Consider the following 16,662-nt stretch of genomic DNA (forward strand, 5'->3'; position numbering starts at 1 on the left):
GGTTCCCGGTCACATGCCGGACGGGGCACCCCGGTAGGCCTCCACGTCGGCGGGCAGACCGGTCACCTCCACCCGCGCGGCGTCCCGGCCGAAGGCGTGCAGCACGAGCTCGGCGGGCTCACCGGTCACCGTGACCACGCCGAACCCGGTCGCGACGACCTGGGTCGCGCCCTCCGGACGGGCCAGGACCAGGCCGACCGGGCTGCGCCGGAACAGCAGCTTCGCCTGGTTCGCGAGCAGGTTCCACAGCTGCCCGTCACGCTCCGGGTCCGACGGGCGGGGCTCCCAGCCGGGCTCCCCGCGGCGCAGGTCCTCGTGGTGGACGAAGAACTCGGCACCGTTGGCGATCTCGTCGACCTTGCCGACCTTGAACGGCGACCACGCGGGCGGCCCCTTGCGCAGGTCGTCGATCATGTTCGGCCAGGCCGCGGACGCGTACCCGTCCATCGCCTTGTCGGTCATGCCCGACAGCGCGGGCACCACGATCCCCGCGGCGTTCCACGGCTGCCGCTCGCGCACCAGCAGGTGGGTGAGCAGGTCCCGCGCGTTCCACCCCTCGCACAGCGTCGGGCGGTCGGGGCCCGAGCGTTCGAACTCGGCACACAGGGCGGCACGTTCGGCGGTGGCAAGGCTCACCGCCCCCAACCTAGTCCGGCCCGCTCCGGGCCGCACCGCACGACGAACGGTCGACAAACGGCTGACGGAACGCAGGCCGTCTGTAGCCGGTGATACAGATCTCACCTGTCCGTGTCCCGATACTCCGATCCGTCCCACTCCATGCTTCTCGACGGGGAGAACACACGTGACGAACGCTGTCGCCACGCAGCCGCCGCGGTCGATGCGCAAGATCGCGCTCGCGAGCATGACCGGCACGGTCATCGAGTTCTACGACTTCTTCATCTACGGCACCGCCGCGGCCCTGGTGTTCAACAAGGTCTTCTTCCCCGAGCTCGGGGCGGCGGCCGGTACCGCCCTCGCCCTGGCCACCTTCGGCGTCGCGTTCGTCGCGCGCCCGTTCGGGTCGATCCTGTTCGGCCACTTCGGCGACCGGCTCGGCCGCAAGGGCACGCTGGTCACCACGCTGCTGCTGATGGGGTTCTCGACGCTGGCCATCGGCCTGCTGCCCACCACCGGCACGATCGGCGTCCTCGCGCCGATCCTGCTCGTGGTGCTGCGCATCCTGCAGGGCCTCGCCGTCGGCGGCGAGTGGGCCGGTGCCACGCTGCTGACCGCGGAGAACGCGCCGACCAAGGCGCGGGGCAAGTACGCCCTGTTCCCGCAGCTCGGCCCGTCGGTCGCGTTCGCGCTGGCCTCGGCGACCTTCCTGGTCACCGCGCTCACCATGAGCAACGAGGCGTTCCTCGCCTGGGGCTGGCGCATCCCGTTCATCGGGTCGGTGCTGCTCGTCGCGGTCGGACTCTACGTCCGCCTCGCGCTGGAGGAGACCGCCACGTTCAAGAACAGCGGCCCGGTCTCGACCAGGCTGCCGGTCACGGAGGTCTTCACGACCCGGACGGCCGCGGTGTTCCTCGGCGCCGGCTCGACGACCGCCGTGTTCGCCTTCTTCTACATCGGCGTCACCTACCTGACCAGCTACGGCACCCAGCAGCTCGAGCTCCCGCGCACCTCGGTGCTGGCCATGGGCATCGTCGGCGGCCTGGTCTTCGCCCTGACGACGATCGCCTCCGCGATCCTGTCCGACCGGGTCGGACGCCGGAAGATGGTCGTGGGCGGCAACATCGCCTCGGTCGCGGCCGGCCTGCTCGCGTTCCCGATCATCGACATCGGCACCGTGTGGTCGTTCGGTCTCGGCCTGTCGCTGGTGCTCGGCGTCGTCGGCATCGCCTACGGCCCGATCGGCGCCCAGCTCCCGGAGCTGTTCCCGACCCGCTTCCGCTACACCGGCGCCGGGATCGCCTACAACCTCGCCGGCGTCTTCGGCGGCGGCGTGGTCCCGCTGTTCGCCGCGGCGCTGGCCGCGTCGACGCTGGGCAGCCTCGGCATCGGCCTGCTGCTCTCGGCGGTCTCGCTGATCAGCCTGCTCTGCACGCTGGCCCTGCCGCAGACCGACGCGGACTCCCTCGCCGAGCAGGACGCACAGCTCGCGGCCGCCTGACGGCCACCGGTGCGGCCCGTCCGGGCGGGCCGCACCGCACCCCACCCGGTGCCGGCGGCCGCCGGCCGGCACCCCCGGACCCGACGGCCCGGACGCACCCCTCGGCGTCCGGGCCGTCCACCTACCCGCAGGCGCCCGAGCCCGCTACCGTCCGGACGGACCAGCGGCGACGGCCGGGAGGCGGGACCATGAGCAGCGGCGCGGTACGGCGGCCCGACGGCACCGTGCGCGCGCTGCCCGCCCCCGACCCCGACGACCACCCGGTCTCACCGTTCCTGACCGCCCCGTGGACGTCGCTGACCTCGCGGATCGCGCAGCTGGGCAGCCCCCGCCACTACGCCCGCGGCGAGCACGTCTACACCCAGGGCCAGCTGTCGTCGCGGTTCCACCTCGTCGTGTCCGGGCGGGTCCGGATCTACCTGCACCGGCCCGACGGCTCGGAACGCTCCCTGGCCTACGCCGAGCCCGGCGCCAGCCTCGGCGAGGCGGCCTGCGTCGACGGACGGCCGCGGCACCTCGCCTCGGTCTGCACCCGGCCGTCGGAGATCGTCTCGGTGACCCGCGACGCGTTGCTGACCGCCGCCCGCGACGAGCCGGAACTGCTGCTGGAGATCACCCGCCGGATCGCCTACAAGCAGCGGGTCATGCAGCTGCACGTGCTCATCGAGGGGCTGCCCGCCCGCGAGCGGATCATCCTGCTGCTCGGCCACCTGGTGGAGGCCTACGGCGAGATCGCACTCGACGAGGTGGCCCGGCTGTCGATCCGCCCCGCCGTCGACGAGCTGGGGCTGCTCGTGGGGCTCACCCGGGTCACGACCAGCCGGGAGCTGTCCCGGCTGGTCGCGGAGGGCCTGCTGGAGAAGGAGGGACGCGGGTTCGTCGTGCGGGACCTGCCGGACCTGCGACGACGGGTGCACGCCGTCCTGGCCTGAGCCGGTCCCCGGCGCCGATGCCCGCTCGGAGAGCCTCGCTCAGCCCTCGGCCACCAGTGGGCTGGAGGCGATCTCGGTGCCGTCGGCGAGGGTCTGGATCTGGAAGTCCGCGAACACGTTCGGCACCTCGACCTGCAGCTGGCGCAGGCACTCGACGGCGAGGTTGCGGATCTCGACGTCGGCGGCCTCGGAGGCGCGCATCGCGATGAAGTGCCGCCACGCCCGGTAGTTCCCGGTGACGACGATCTTGGTCTCGGTGGCGTTCGGCAGCACCGACCGCGCGGCCTGGCGGGCCTGCTTGCGCCGCAGCGTGCCGTTCGGCACGTCGGCGAAGCGCGCCTCCAGACCCTCGAGGAGCTTCTCGTAGGAGGCGAGCGCGTCGGCCGAGGCCTGCAGGAACAGCTCGTGCAGCTCCGGGTCCTGGGCGATGACGTCGGGCTCGACCATCGCGGCGTCACGCTCGGGGACGTAGCGCTGCGAGAGCTGGGAGTAGGAGAAGTGGCGGTGCCGGATCAGCTCGTGGGTCAGGGAGCGCGAGATGCCGGTCAGGTAGAAGCTGACCGAGCCGTGCTCGAGGACCGAGAGGTGCCCGACCTCGAGGATGTGGGCGATGTAGCCGGCGTTGGTCGCGGTGCGCGGGTTCGGCTTGGTCCACGACTGGTAGCAGGCGCGGCCGGCGAACTCGGCCAGCGCCTGGCCGCCGTCGGCGTCGGTGGACCACGGGACGTCCGCGGGCGGGGTGAACTCGGTCTTCGCGACGAGCTGCACGGTCAGCGGGACGGTCTTCGGCGCGGTCTCCGGCATGCCGCGAGGGTAACGACCGGCGTCCCCGGCACCCGCCGGGCCCCGCGCCCGCACCCACGGTGGCGGCCGCGCCACCCCCGGTGCCCTGCGACGTCGCCACCGACGCCACGAACGGGTGGCGTGATGTCACCGGTGACGCCATAGTGGTGTCATGGACCTCACGCCGTATGTCGCGCAGCTGCGCGACGACCTCGCCGCCGCGGCGGCCGCGGGTGACGAGCAGACCCGCCGCACGGCGGCCCTGCTCGGCTCCGCGATCGAGCCCGCCGCCCGGCTCGCGATCATGAACGCCCTGTCCGACCTGGCCTCGGAGGCGACCGCCGCGCTCGGCGACCGCTCGGTCGAGGTCCGCCTGCACGGCCGGGAGGTACGCGTGTCGGTGTCCGGGGGTGACCCGGAGCCCGGGCACTCCCCCACCCCGGACCCGGCCCCGGCGAGCGAGGGGACCGCGCCGTTCGGCGGCTTCCCGTTCGGCGGCGGCGCCTCCGGTGGCCCGGCCTCCGGTGGCTCGCCGTTCTCCGGCGACGCCGGGGACATCAGCCGGGTCACCCTGCGCATCGTCGAGCAGATCAAGGCCCAGGCCGAGCGTGCCGCCCAGTCCCAGGGCGTCTCGCTCAACACCTGGGTGTCCCAGGCGGTGCAGGGGGCACTGGCCGGCGCGGAGGGACGCACCGGCCGTCCGCACCGTGACGGGCGCAACCTGAGGGGATGGGTGCAGGGATGAGCGACGAGCGGACGGGCCCCGGGCCGGACGACGGCAGCGGTGACGCCACGCACGGCGGCGACGCCCACACCGGCTCCGACAGCGGCCCCGGCGGGGAGGGCGGCGGCTCCCCCGGCGCGAGCGGCGCCGACGGCGGCGGCGCCGGCCCCGCGCCGACCGGCGACACCGACAGCGCGGGCACCGGCGGCGCCGGCTCCGGCGGCGCGGGCGGCGACCACGGCTCCACGGGCGGCACCGGCCCCGCCGGCACCCCCTCCCGCAGCGAGCGGTTCGACTGCGCCGGCGCCGCCGAGATCGAGGTGACGACCGGCGCCGGCCGGGTCCGGATCGACCTGGTCGACGGGGCCGGCGAGGTCCGCGCGGAGGTCACCGCCGACCGCAGCGCCGCGCCGTGGTCCGGCGGCCTCGGCGGGCTGCTCGACTGGATCGGCAGCTCGATGACCGGCGGCTCCGGCGTGCCCCGGGCCGGGGTGGGCTGGTCCGGCCGCGGGTTCGACCCGATCGTCGGCGCCCCGTGGGAGGCCACCGGCGACCCGTCGGCGGACGCCGTCGACGCCGTCACCGTCGAGTGGTCGGCCTCGTCGCGACGCCTGGTGGTCCGCGGGCCGGACGACCCGGCCCTCGGCGCGGTGCCGCTCGTGGTCACCATCTCCGCCCCCGCCGGGTCGCGGCCCGCGGTGCGGACCGGCGCGGCCTCGGTCGAGCTGACCGGCCGGGCGTCCTGGGCCGCGGTGCGGACCGGGTCCGGCGCGGCCCGCGTGGCCCAGGTGCACGGCGACGCCGACGTCACCACCGGCTCGGGGTCGATCGACCTGGGCACGTGCTCGGGCCGGGCGCATCTGCGTGCCGGCTCCGGCAGCGTCGAGGCCGGGTCGCTCGGCGGCGCGTCGCGCATCCGGACCGGCAGCGGCGACGTCCGCGTCGGCGAGCTCACCGCGGACCTCGAGGTGCGCTCGGGGTCGGGGGACGTCGTCGTCGCCGACGCGGTCTCCGGTGACGTCCGGCTCGGCACCGGGTCGGGGTCGGTCCGGGTCGGGGTGCACTCCGGTGTGGCCGCCGAGCTGGACCTGTCGACCGGGTCGGGCCGCGCCCGATCCGAGCTCGACGTCCGCCACGACACCCCGTCCACGGCGCCCGCGGTGCGGCTGTCCGGACGCACCGGCAGCGGCGACGTCCTCGTGACCCGGGCGTCGGCCGCCGCGGTCTGACCCTGCGACCGGTCCCTCGCTCATCGAGATGATCGGCGAGCGAGGTACCGGCGTAGGCTCGGCGTCGTGGACCGCACCGAGATCGCCGCGACGAACGCCTCCATGACCGCCCGGGTGCTGCAGATGCCCGCCACCCCCGTCCCCGACGGCGGCTACGCCCTGCGCGTGCTGCGTACCCGCGGGCGGCGCAGCGGGGAGCCGCGCGACACCCCGATCGGTGTCGTCGGGCACGGTGGTGCCGGCTACCTGGTCTCCCCCACCGGTGGGCGGGACTGGGTGCGCAACCTGCGGGCGACGCCGGAGTGCGCGATCCGCTCCGCCACGGGCGACGAGCCGCACCGCGCGGTCGAGCCCGGGCGCGCCGAGGCCGCGGCCGTCGTCGTCGGCTACCTGCGGGCACTCGACGTGCCGTGGGCGCTGTCGGCGTTCCCGGTGCAGGCCGACGCCACCGAGGAGCAGGTCGCCGAGCACCTGGACACGATCGCCGTGTTCCGCCTCGATCCCGCCTGACCCCTCAGCGGGCGGCGACCTCGGCGCGGAGCTCGGCGGCCAGATCGCCCCGCTCCCCCACGGCGACGCCGTCGAGCCCGAGCCAGCCCGCCATCGTCGCGAGCTCACCGGCCAGCTCGGCCGCGATCCGCGGGCGCGGGGCGCTCGCCCCGGGCTCGGCGAACGCGCCGGGCACCCGCAGCACCCCGGCCGCCCGGTCGGCCTTGAGGTCGACCCGGCCGACGAGCTCGCCGTCGAGCAGGAACGGGAAGACGTAGTAGCCGTACTCCCGCTTCGGCTCCGGCACGTAGATCTCGATGCGGTAGCGGAACCCGAAGATCCGCTCGGTCCGGTCCCGCTCCCACACCAGCGGGTCGAACGGGCACAGCAGCGCCCGCCCGGTCACCGCGCGCGGCACCCGGGCCGCCGGGTCCCGGTAGGCGGGCCGGTCCCAGCCGCGCACGCTCACCGGCTCCAGGGCACCCGCGTCGACCAGCTCGGCGATCGCGGTGCGGGTGCGGTCCGGGCCGAGCCGGTAGTAGTCGCGCAGGTCGGTCTCGGTGCCGATCCCCAGCGCCGACGCGGACTTGGCCACGAGCTCGCGAGCGGCGTCCGCCGGGTCCGGCTCGGGCAGCGCCAGGATCTCCGGCGGCAGGACCCGGGAGGGCAGGTCGTAGCGGCGTTCGAAGTGGACGCGCGTGCCGACCGACAGCTCCCCCGTCGCGAACAGGTACTCGCAGACCCGCTTGACCTCCGAGCGTTCCCACCAGGTCGCGCCGGGCGGGCGCGGGCGCACCTCACCGGCCCGGCCGGCCGGGGCCAGCGCCTTCTCGATCGCCCCGGCGCCCATGGGCCCCGCCTCCGCGACGACGTCGAGGATGTCCCCGGCCAGCCGCGGGTGCTTCTCCAGCAGCGGCCCGTAGTGCTTCCACCACCGCCGCGGCAGCGTCTCGTGGGAGAGCAGCGGCCGGTCGACGACCGGGACGAGGCTCGCCTCGTGCGCCCAGGTCTCCACCAGCAGCCGCGGGCGGCGCGCGTCGGGCGACCAGGCGGCGTCGTCGAGGAGGGCGGCGGGATAGGCACCGAGCCTGCTGAACAGCGGCATGTAGTGCGCGCGCACCGCGATGTTGACCGAGTCGAGCTGCAGCAGCTTCACCCGGTCCAGCACCCGTCCGAGATGACGACGGGTGACCGGCCCGGACGGCCGCGGGTCGGTGAAGCCCTGGGCCGCGAGGAACGTCCGACGGGCGACGTCGGCTGAGATCGTGCGCACGGCCGGGATGCTGCCACGGAGCACCGACAGGATCCGGTACCGCCCGGACCGGTGGCCGGGCCGCACCACACCGGGCGGCACCGGACCCGCGGCACCGCGCCGGGTGACATCCGGCCGGTCAGCTGCCGGGCGGCGGGCCGCCGGGGCCGCCGGCACCCGGCCCGCCACCGCCCGGGGCGGCTCCCGCGGCCGGCTCGGTGGTGGGGTCGACGGCGGCGGTCAGTGCGACCGTGTAGCCCGTGGCCGGGTCGCCGGAGACGGTCGCGAGCTGGAGGGCGCCGCCGTCGTCGCCGAAGACGTTGTCGGACGCCAGGCTCAGCTCGGCCAGGTTGGACACAGACTGCTCGTATCCCGTGGTGGCGTAGACGGTGTCGCAGTCGGCCTGCGGCAGGGCGACCTGCGAGGTGGCGACCGCGTTGGCGGCGTCGGTGATGTCGGCCTCGGAGGGGTAGACCTCGAAGTGGATGTGCGGCCAGCGCCCCTTGTAGCAGGCCGGGAAGATGCTGGTGAAGCGCACCTTCCCGTCGCTGCCGGCGACCTGTACCCCTCGCAGGTAGTTCTCGTCCTCCAGCCCCTCGGAGTACAGGGAGTACCGGCCGTCGCGATCGCAGTGCCAGACGTAGACCGCGGCACCCGCCATGCCCGCGGCGGCCATGTCGGTGATCGTCAGCTCGAGGGTCATCGGCACCCCGGCCGCGGTCGCCGAGCCGGTGCCGAAGCTCGACCGGATGTCGCTGCGCACCACCCCGGAGTCGGTGAGCACGTTCGCACCGTTGGAGCCGTCGCCGGGGTACGGGCCCGCCGTCTCGTCCGGGATCTCGCCGGTCGTGGTCGCGGTCGTCGCCGACGGGGCCGCGGTACCGCAGGCCGCGAGCCCGGCGGTGACGGCGCCGACGCCGAGCACGGCCAGCATGCGGCGCCTGCTCAGCAGGGTGCCGAGGTCGAACCCGAGGCCCTGGTCGACGACCTCGTCGTCGGGGCGGGGCAGGTCACGGCCCTGGTAGCGGGGCATGGCGGGTCCTCCGGTGCGTCGTCGTGGGGAACTGTCGTGCGGAACCGAGGACGACGCTAGGGACCGGGGATGGGGCGCGGATCGCAACGACCTGTGCGGCCGCTGTGGACCCGGGCGGTGACGCGGCCCGCGGGGTCGCACGGTAGGCATGACCCATGGCCACCGCGACCGTCCGCCCCGCCACCGACGACGACGTCGGCGCGATCATGGCGATCCAGGACCGCACCTGGCGCACCGCCTACGCCGGGCTGCTGCCCGAGGAGGCGTTCGCCGGGCTCACCTCGGACGCCGCGCGCTCGCACTGGAGCGACGCCGTGCACGCCGGGGACGGCTTCCACCTCTTCGTCGCCGTCGAGGGGGACGAGACCGTCGGGTTCGCCGCCGCCGCCCGCTACGCCGGGGCCGACGGCATGGCGATCGCCGAGGTCAGCACGCTGCTCGTGGAGCCGCGCTGGGGCAGGCGCGGGCACGGCGGACGGCTGCTCGCCGCCGCCGCGGCCGCGCTGCGGGAGTCCGGCTCGGACTCGGGGCGCACCTGGGTGGCCGAGGCCGACACCGCCTCACGGAACTTCTACGGCCGCGCCGGCTGGGCACCCGACGGCGCGGTGCGCACGCTGGACACCGGCACGTCGACGCTGCGCGAGGTCCGCCACTCCGGGACGCTGGACCTGCACCTGGTCGACTGAGGGCTCAGCCGAGCCCGAGCAGCGGCTCCAGGCCGATGGTCAGGCCCGGGCGGTCGCGGACGGCGCGCACCGCGAGCAGCACGCCCGGCATGAAGCTGGTCCGGTTCATCGAGTCGTGGCGCAGGGTGAGCACCTCGCCGTCGGTGCCGAGGATGACCTCCTGGTGCGCGATCAGCCCGGGCATCCGGACCGCGTGCACGTGGACGCCCTCGACGACCGCGCCGCGGGCGCCGTGCGGGTCGTCGGTGGTGGCGTCGGGGACCTCGCCGAGCCCGGCCTCGCGTCGTGCCGCGCCGATCACCGACGCGGTCCGCGCGGCGGTACCGGACGGCGCGTCGACCTTGCCGGCGTGGTGCAGCTCGACGACCTCGGCGGAGTCGAAGAAGCGGGCGGCCTGCGCCGCGAAGTGCATCATCAGCACGGCGCCGACCCCGAAGTTCGGGGCGACGAGCACGCTGCCGGAGCCGCGCTCGTCGAGGATCGCGCGGACCTCGTCGAACCTGGCGGCGTCGAAGCCGCTGGTCCCGACGACGGGCGCGACCCCGCGCGCCAGGCACTCGCGGATGTTGGTGATCGCGGCGCCGGGGTGGGTGAAGTCCACGGCGACGTCGGCGCCGTCGAGGGCGGACAGGTCGTCGCCCGCGTCCAGCGCGGCGACCAGCTCGGTGTCCCCGGCGGCCTCGACCGCCCGGCACACCTCGGAGCCCATCCGGCCCTTCGCCCCGAGGACCGCCACCTTGATCGTCCCGCTCACCCGTACACCTCGCGCACCTCGACGTCGTGGACCGCCGCGGAGTCTATGCAGCGGCCCGGCGTGATCCCGGATCCGGCACCGGACCGGTCCCACGCCGGTGCGGACGGTGCCGGTCCGCGGCCGCGGGGCACGGTCGGCCGGGGCCTCAGCCGACGACCAGGCCGCCGATCCACACCGCGACCGTCACCAGCCCGGCCGCGAGCTCGATGAGGATGCTCCAGCCGACGGCGGTGAGCGCCTCGCGTGCCGAGCGCCAGGCGGTGGCGGCGTCGGGCAGGCGGGCCAGCTCGGCCAGCCACACCCCGAGCACGAACCCGAGGAACAGCCCGACGACGGGCACGACGAAGAACCCGACGACCCCCAGCACGAGCCCCGCGAACAGGGTGCGCGTCGGGACCCCGGCGGCCTTGAGCCGGCGTCCTGGGAGCAGGTACTTCGCGACCTGACCGGCGACGGTGACGAGCACCGCGATGCCGAGCACCCACCAGCCGACCGCGTCGCCGCGCGGGACCGCCCAGACCGCCACCCCGCCGACGATCAGCAGCGGCCCGGGCAGCACCGGCAGCACGATCCCGGCCAGGCCGACGAGCATCATCAGGCCGGCGACGACGGCGAGGGCGGTCATGACACCCAGCCTGCCAGCAGGTCACACGCGCCGAGCGGACGAACCCGCGATGACGGCCGGGTGTCATCATCACGAATGGGTAAACGCTGTGAGCCGGGTCTACCGATTTCTGGTACTGGCGTGCCAGCCTCGATGTCACCCGAAACAGTGACACCCGCTCACCTGCGGTCGTCCCACCACCCGCGCGTGCCGGTCACCACCACCGCACCGCGGACGAACAGAGAAGAGCAGCGTGCTCCGGTACCTCCTGCGCAGGGGCGCCGGGTGGCTCGCGATGATCGTCGTCGCGACCAACCTGGTCTACTTCCTCGCGAACTCGTTCCTCGACCCCCGGGTCAACTACCTGCAGCTGCGGCCGCCGCGCACCGACGCGGAGATCGCCCGTTCGCTGGGCCAGTACAACCTGGACTCGAACGTCCCGGTCCTGGAGCGGTGGTGGATCTGGGTCACCGGGATCGTGACCCGGTGGGACTGGGGCACCAGCCCGATCGGCGACCCGGTGAACGCGCAGGTGGCGTTCCGCGTCGTGGTGTCCGGGCAGCTGGTGTTCTTCTCGCTGCTGCTGTCGATCGTGATCGGGGTGGCGCTCGGGGTCTACTCGGCCCAGCGCCAGTACCGGCTCGGTGACCGCGCCGCCCAGCTGACCTCGGTGTTCACCCTGAACATCCCGTCGGCGGTCGCGGCGCTGGCGGTCGTGTTCGTCGCCATCGCGATCAACCAGGGTGTCGGCGGGACGCTGTTCTACGTCGCGGGGTCCGAGTCGCCCGGGGTCACCGGGTTCTGGCCGCTGCTCCTCGACCGGGCCCAGCACCTGGTGCTGCCGACGATCTCGCTGCTGGTCATCTCCTACGCGGGCTACCACCTGCTGCAGCGCTCGATGCTGCTCGACGTGGTCAACTCCGACTACGTGCGGACCGCCCGGGCCAAGGGGCTGACCCGCAGGCAGGCCATCCGCCGCCACGGGCTGCGCAGCTCGATGATCCCGGTCGCCACCCAGGTGGCGTTCGCGATCCCGGCGCTGTTCACCGGCGCGGTGATCACCGAGAAGACCTTCGCCTGGCAGGGCATGGGCGACTACTTCATCCGCACCATCTCGACCAACGACATCCACGGCGTCGTCGCCACGGCGGCGTTCGGCGCGGTGACGACGGCGGTCGGCGCCATGCTCGCCGACGTCGCGGTCGTCGCCCTCGACCCGAGGGTGCGGGTGGGCTGACATGAGCCTGAACATGCCCGAGCTCGCCCCCACGGTCGGCGACGGCGCCGACGACGGCCCCGGGGCCACCGCGCCCCGCCGTCGCCGGGGCGCCCGCGCCGCACTGGTCTGGCGCCGGTACCGGCGCAACCGGCCCGCGATGGCCGGCCTGGTCGTCTTCGGCCTGCTGGTGCTGTTCTCCCTGGTCGGTGGGTTGCTCTCCCCCTACGACCACACCGACGTCGACTTCGCGGCGCTGACCGCGGCGCCGTCGCTGGACCATCCCCTGGGCACCACCGCCGGCGGCAACGACGTCTACGCCCAGGCGGTGCACGGCCTGCAGCGCTCGCTGACCATCGCCGTCACGGTCTCGCTGCTGACCACCCTGATCGCCGCGGTGGTCGGGGCGGGCGCGGCCTACCTGGGCGGCGGGCGGACCTGGGCGCGGCGCGGCGAGCGCGCCCTGCTCACCGTCGTCCACTTCCTGATGGTGGTGCCGTCGTTCCTGATCCTGGCGCTGGCCTCGCAGTGGGGGTCGGGCGACTACCGGATCCTGATCGTCGCGCTGACCCTGCTGGGCTGGATGACCACCGCCCGCGTGGTCTGGACGGTCGCGACGACGCTGCGCGAGCGCGAGTACGTCTCGGCCGCCCGCTTCATGGGCGTGTCCGGGCCGGGGATCGTGTTCCGCCACCTCATCCCGAACATCGGCTCGCTGCTCATCGTCACCTTCACTCTGAACGTGGCGAGCACCGTGCAGAGCGAGACGGCGCTGTCGTTCATCGGGTTCGGCGTGCAGATCCCCGACGTCTCGCTGGGCACCATGCTCGCCGACGGCGGCTCCTCCATGGCGACCGCGCCGTGGATCTTCATCGTGCCGTCGGTGCTGCTGGTGCTGCTGACGGCGTCGCTCGCGTTCGTCGGCGACGGCCTGCGCGACGCCCTCGACCCGACGTCGCGCGCGGGAGGCAGGGCATGAGCACCCCCGTGCTGTCCGTGCGCGACCTGACCGTCGCGTTCCCCTCCGAGGCCGGCCGGGTGGAGGCCGTCCGCGGTGTCGGCTTCGACCTGCTGCCCGGGCGCACGCTCGGCATCGTCGGCGAGTCCGGGTCCGGCAAGTCGGTGACCTCGCTGGCCGTGATGGGGCTGCTGCCCGAGTCGGCGTCGGTGACGGGCTCGATCACCCTGTCCGGCCGCGAGCTGGTCGGGCTGTCCGACGAGGCGATGTCCGGGATCCGCGGCGACGACATCGGGATGATCTTCCAGGACCCGCTGTCCTCGCTCACCCCGATCTTCACCGTGGGCGACCAGCTCGTCGAGGCGATGCAGATCCACCGCGACATCGGCCGGGCGCAGGCCCGCGAGCGTGCGGTCGAGCTGCTCGACCTGGTCGGCATCCCCGACCCCCGGCGACGCGTGCGCGCCTTCCCCCACGAGTTCTCCGGCGGCATGCGCCAGCGCGTCATGATCGCGATGGCGATCGCGAACGACCCGACCGTGATCATCGCCGACGAGCCGACGACCGCCCTGGACGTCACCGTGCAGGCGCAGATCCTCGACGTGCTGAAGGTCGCGCGCGACGAGACCGGCGCGGCCGTCGTCATGATCACCCACGACCTGGGCGTGGTCGCCGGGGTCGCCGACGACGTGCTCGTCATGTACGCCGGGCGCCCGGTCGAGACCGCCCCGGTGGACGAGCTGTTCGCCGCGCCGCGGATGCCGTACACGATCGGCCTGCTGGGCGCGGTCCCCCGCGTCGACAGCGTCGAGCGACGCCCGCTGGTCCCGGTGCCCGGCAGCCCGCCCGCACCGACCGACCTGCCGCCGGGCTGCCCGTTCGCGCCGCGCTGCCCGGTCGCCGTCGACGCCTGCCGCACCGCGGAGCCCCCGCTGGTGCCGGTCCCGGGCCGCGACGGCCACGCCGCCGCCTGCGTGCGGACCGGCGAGATCGTCGACGGCGCGATCGGTGGCGAGCCGGTGTTCGCCGCCCCCGACCTCCCTCTCGGCGACGACCGCGGCGGCGACCGCGAGGACCGTCCCGCGGTGCTGTCGGTGAGCCACCTGCGCCGGACGTTCCCGCTGATGAAGGGGTCCCTGGTGCGGCGGCGGGTCGGGACGGTGCACGCCGTCGCCGACGTCGACCTCGACATCCGCCGCGGCGAGACCCTCGGCCTGGTCGGCGAGTCCGGCTGCGGCAAGACGACGACGCTGCTGGAGATCATGAACCTGCTCCCGCCGGAGGGCGGGACGATCGAGGTCGCCGGCACCGACGTCGCGACGCTGCGCGGCCGCGCCGACATCGCGGCGCTGCGCCGGGAGATCCAGATCGTCTTCCAGGACCCGATGGGGGCGCTCGACCCGCGGATGACGGTCGGCGACATCCTCACCGAGCCGCTGCGGGCGGCCGGCTGGACCGACCGGGGCCGGGTCGCCACCCGCGTCGACGAGCTCATGGCGCTGGTCGGCCTGGACCCGGAGCACGTGGACCGGTTCCCGGCGGCGTTCTCCGGCGGGCAGCGCCAGCGCATCGGGATCGCCCGCGCGCTGGCGACGAAGCCGTCGCTGCTGGTGCTCGACGAGCCGGTGTCCGCCCTCGACGTCTCGGTGCAGGCGGGGGTGCTGAACCTGCTCACCGCCGTGCAGCGCGAGCTGGGGCTGAGCTACCTGTTCGTCGCGCACGACCTGTCGGTGGTGCGGCACGTCGCGGACCGGGTCGCGGTCATGTACCTGGGCCGGATCGTGGAGTCCGGCGCGGTCGCCGACGTGTTCGGCAACCCGCAGCACCCCTACACACAGGCGCTGCTGTCGGCGATCCCGGTGCCGGACCCGCAGGTGGAACGAACCCGGCAGCGGGTGGTGCTCTCCGGGGACCTGCCCAGCCCGACCGACGACGCGCCGGGCTGCGCGTTCCTGGGCCGCTGCCCGCTGGCCCGGACGCTGTCCGAGCACGAGCGGTCCCGCTGCGCCGGTGCGACCCCCGCGCTGACGGTGAAGGACGGCGCCAGCGACGCCGACTCCGACCACCGCAACGCCTGCCACTTCCGCTGAACCACCTCCCACCCCGACACCGGGGAACCGAACGAAGGAGAGACATGCGCAGACCGATCCGACGCGGGGCGATGACCGCCGCCGTCGCGGCGCTGGCCCTGGTGCTGGCGGGCTGTGGCGGGGGTGGGTCCGGCGGGCCCGCGCAGACGGGCGAGTCGCTGTCCACGACGCCGTCGTACAACGCCCAGCCGTACGAGAACGTCAAGGACGGCGGCCAGGTCACGCTGCCGTTCCGTTCGGACCTGAACCCGCAGTTCAACTACTTCCAGGGCGACTCCACGACCGACACCCGGTTGTCCTGGGCCTTCTACAACCCGGTGGTCATCTCCTTCACCCCGACCGGTGATCCGGTGGTCAACCCGGACTACGTGACGAAGGCCGAGCCGGTCGACAGCGGCGGGAAGACCACCGTCACCTACACGATCAACCCGAAGGCCGTGTTCAACGACGGCACGCCGATCGACTGGCGGGCGTTCGAGTCGACCTGGAAGGCGAACAACGGGAAGGACACCGCGTTCATCCCGAGCGCCACCGACGGCTACGACCGGATCGCCTCGGTCACCCGTGGCGCCGACGACAGGCAGGCCGTCGTCGCGTTCACCGGCCCGAACCCCTGGTGGCCCAGCCTGTTCAACTACCTCGTGCACCCCAAGGCGGCCACCCCGGACGTCTTCAACAAGGGGTACCTGAACAACCCGCACGCCGAGTGGGGGGCCGGGCCGTACACGGTGGCGAACTACGACAAGCAGAACGCCACCCTCACCTTCGAGCGCAACCCCAAGTGGTGGGGCAAGAAGGGCAAGCTCGACCGCATCACCCTGGTGCAGATGGAGCAGCAGGCCAAGATCAACGCGTTCCGCAACGGCCAGCTCGACGCGACCGAGGCCGAGTCGGCCGACTTCCTCGCCCAGGCCCGCTCGGTGCCGAACGCCGACATCCGCATCTCCGGGACCCCGGCGAACTACCTGCTGATGCTCAACAGCACCACGCCGATCCTGAAGGACCCGGCCGTCCGCAAGGCCGTGTTCGATACCATCGACCGTGCCCAGCTCGCCAAGATCGCCTTCCAGGGACTGGACTACACCGAGGACCTCGGCGGCTCCCTGACCCTGCAGCCCTACCAGAAGGGCTACCAGGACAACCTCGCGAGCGCCGTCACGTTCGACCCCGAGGCCGCGAAGCAGGGTCTCGACGCCGCGGGCTGGGTCGCCGGCCCGGACGGCGTACGCACCAAGGGCGGGCAGAAGTTGACGTTCACCTACGTGCAGACCGGTGACACCCCGACCAAGCGGGCCTCCTCGGGTGCCATGGTCGCGATGCTGAAGAACATCGGCGTCGACCTGCAGGTACGGGTCGCCCCGTCGACCGACTTCTCGAAGGTCCTGGCGAACAAGGAGTTCGACATGGTCTTCCTCGGGTTCAAGTCCACCGACCCGTACGGCGTGGCCTACATCTGCCAGCAGTACTGCTCGGACTCGACGCTGAACAGCTCCGGCACCGGCTCCCCGGAGCTCGACGCCGAGCTGCGCAAGGTCAACACCCTGCCCACCGCCGACGAGCAGTACGCCGCTGCCGCCGCGGCCGAGAAGAAGGCGCTCGCCACCTACGGCGTGCTCCCGGTCTACTCCGGCCCGTCCATCTGGGCGACCAAGCCCGGGCTCGCGAACTGGGGTTCGGCGCTGTTCGCCTTCCCGCCGCTGCCCGAGACCCTCGGCTGGCAGAACGGCTCCTGATCGACGACCCCGTGACGGGCACAGAGCCCCGGACCGCCAGGTCCGGGGCTCTGCCCGTCTCAC

Annotated in this window: 16 protein-coding genes; 10 read left to right on the top strand and 6 right to left on the bottom strand. The window is 73.9% G+C overall.

Annotated features, from left to right (window positions below):
- Positions 1–9 precede the first annotated feature (9 nt).
- Positions 10–636, bottom strand: a complete 627-nt coding sequence (locus ND486_RS14635) for a TIGR03085 family metal-binding protein (RefSeq protein ID WP_208819483.1) — start codon at positions 634–636, stop codon at positions 10–12.
- Between the two features lie 166 nt (positions 637–802).
- Between ND486_RS14635 and ND486_RS14640 the strand changes: the two genes are divergently transcribed.
- Positions 803–2,116, top strand: coding sequence for an MFS transporter (locus ND486_RS14640; RefSeq protein ID WP_251784786.1), 1,314 nt, complete (start codon positions 803–805; stop codon positions 2,114–2,116).
- A gap of 188 nt (positions 2,117–2,304) precedes the next feature.
- On the top strand, positions 2,305–3,048 hold the full coding sequence (locus tag ND486_RS14645; RefSeq protein ID WP_208819487.1) for a Crp/Fnr family transcriptional regulator: 744 nt from the start codon (positions 2,305–2,307) through the stop codon (positions 3,046–3,048).
- Between the two features lie 39 nt (positions 3,049–3,087).
- On the opposite strand, the gene thyX is transcribed toward ND486_RS14645, so the two are convergent.
- On the bottom strand, positions 3,088–3,852 hold the full coding sequence (gene thyX, locus ND486_RS14650; protein WP_062401161.1) for an FAD-dependent thymidylate synthase: 765 nt from the start codon (positions 3,850–3,852) through the stop codon (positions 3,088–3,090).
- A 151-nt stretch (positions 3,853–4,003) separates the two neighbouring features.
- Here thyX and ND486_RS14655 point away from each other — a divergent pair, with 151 nt between their 5' ends.
- The 3 genes from ND486_RS14655 to ND486_RS14665 all read left to right on the top strand — a co-directional run bounded on the left by ND486_RS14655 (position 4,004) and on the right by ND486_RS14665 (position 6,294).
- The gene (locus ND486_RS14655; protein WP_251784787.1) at positions 4,004–4,576 is read left to right on the top strand and encodes a toxin-antitoxin system HicB family antitoxin; all 573 of its coding nucleotides are present in this window, start codon (positions 4,004–4,006) and stop codon (positions 4,574–4,576) included.
- Positions 4,573–5,784, top strand: a complete 1,212-nt coding sequence (locus ND486_RS14660; protein ID WP_251784788.1) for a DUF4097 family beta strand repeat-containing protein — start codon at positions 4,573–4,575, stop codon at positions 5,782–5,784. The genes ND486_RS14655 and ND486_RS14660 overlap by 4 nt, the downstream gene beginning before the upstream one ends.
- Before the next feature lie 66 nt (positions 5,785–5,850).
- Positions 5,851–6,294 carry a nitroreductase family deazaflavin-dependent oxidoreductase gene (locus tag ND486_RS14665; protein WP_251784789.1) on the top strand — a complete coding sequence of 148 codons (444 nt, stop codon included), beginning with the start codon at positions 5,851–5,853 and terminating at the stop codon, positions 6,292–6,294.
- 4 nt (positions 6,295–6,298) lie between these two features.
- On the opposite strand, the gene ND486_RS14670 is transcribed toward ND486_RS14665, so the two are convergent.
- On the bottom strand, positions 6,299–7,546 hold the full coding sequence (locus tag ND486_RS14670) for a winged helix-turn-helix domain-containing protein (protein ID WP_251784790.1): 1,248 nt from the start codon (positions 7,544–7,546) through the stop codon (positions 6,299–6,301).
- Between the two features lie 118 nt (positions 7,547–7,664).
- The gene (locus tag ND486_RS14675; protein ID WP_251784791.1) at positions 7,665–8,558 is read right to left on the bottom strand and encodes a 3,4-dioxygenase subunit beta; all 894 of its coding nucleotides are present in this window, start codon (positions 8,556–8,558) and stop codon (positions 7,665–7,667) included.
- 155 nt (positions 8,559–8,713) lie between these two features.
- Between ND486_RS14675 and ND486_RS14680 the strand changes: the two genes are divergently transcribed.
- Positions 8,714–9,244, top strand: a complete 531-nt coding sequence (locus ND486_RS14680) for a GNAT family N-acetyltransferase (RefSeq protein ID WP_224403168.1) — start codon at positions 8,714–8,716, stop codon at positions 9,242–9,244.
- Positions 9,245–9,248: 4 nt separating this feature from the next.
- On the opposite strand, the gene dapB is transcribed toward ND486_RS14680, so the two are convergent.
- On the bottom strand, positions 9,249–9,998 hold the full coding sequence (gene dapB / locus ND486_RS14685) for a 4-hydroxy-tetrahydrodipicolinate reductase (RefSeq protein ID WP_073578118.1): 750 nt from the start codon (positions 9,996–9,998) through the stop codon (positions 9,249–9,251).
- A gap of 145 nt (positions 9,999–10,143) precedes the next feature.
- Entirely contained in the window at positions 10,144–10,623 is a 480-nt protein-coding gene (locus tag ND486_RS14690; protein ID WP_020627871.1) for a DUF456 domain-containing protein, read from the bottom strand.
- Between the two features lie 232 nt (positions 10,624–10,855).
- On the opposite strand from ND486_RS14690, the gene ND486_RS14695 reads away from it, so the two are divergent.
- The 4 genes from ND486_RS14695 to ND486_RS14710 are packed head-to-tail and all read left to right on the top strand — an operon-like array spanning position 10,856 to position 16,599.
- Positions 10,856–11,839, top strand: coding sequence for an ABC transporter permease (locus tag ND486_RS14695; RefSeq protein ID WP_062401151.1), 984 nt, complete (start codon positions 10,856–10,858; stop codon positions 11,837–11,839).
- Between the two features lies 1 nt (position 11,840).
- Entirely contained in the window at positions 11,841–12,797 is a 957-nt protein-coding gene (locus ND486_RS14700) for an ABC transporter permease (RefSeq protein WP_224403170.1), read from the top strand.
- A complete protein-coding gene (locus tag ND486_RS14705; RefSeq protein WP_251784792.1) occupies positions 12,794–14,866 on the top strand; it encodes an ABC transporter ATP-binding protein in 2,073 nt (690 codons plus the stop codon). Before ND486_RS14700 ends, ND486_RS14705 begins: the two co-directional genes overlap by 4 nt.
- Positions 14,867–14,910: 44 nt before the next feature.
- On the top strand, positions 14,911–16,599 hold the full coding sequence (locus ND486_RS14710; RefSeq protein ID WP_251784793.1) for an ABC transporter family substrate-binding protein: 1,689 nt from the start codon (positions 14,911–14,913) through the stop codon (positions 16,597–16,599).
- Positions 16,600–16,662 lie beyond the last annotated feature (63 nt).

Source organism: Pseudonocardia sp. DR1-2 (genome assembly GCF_023717215.1).
Lineage (GTDB): Bacteria > Actinomycetota > Actinomycetes > Mycobacteriales > Pseudonocardiaceae > Pseudonocardia > Pseudonocardia alni.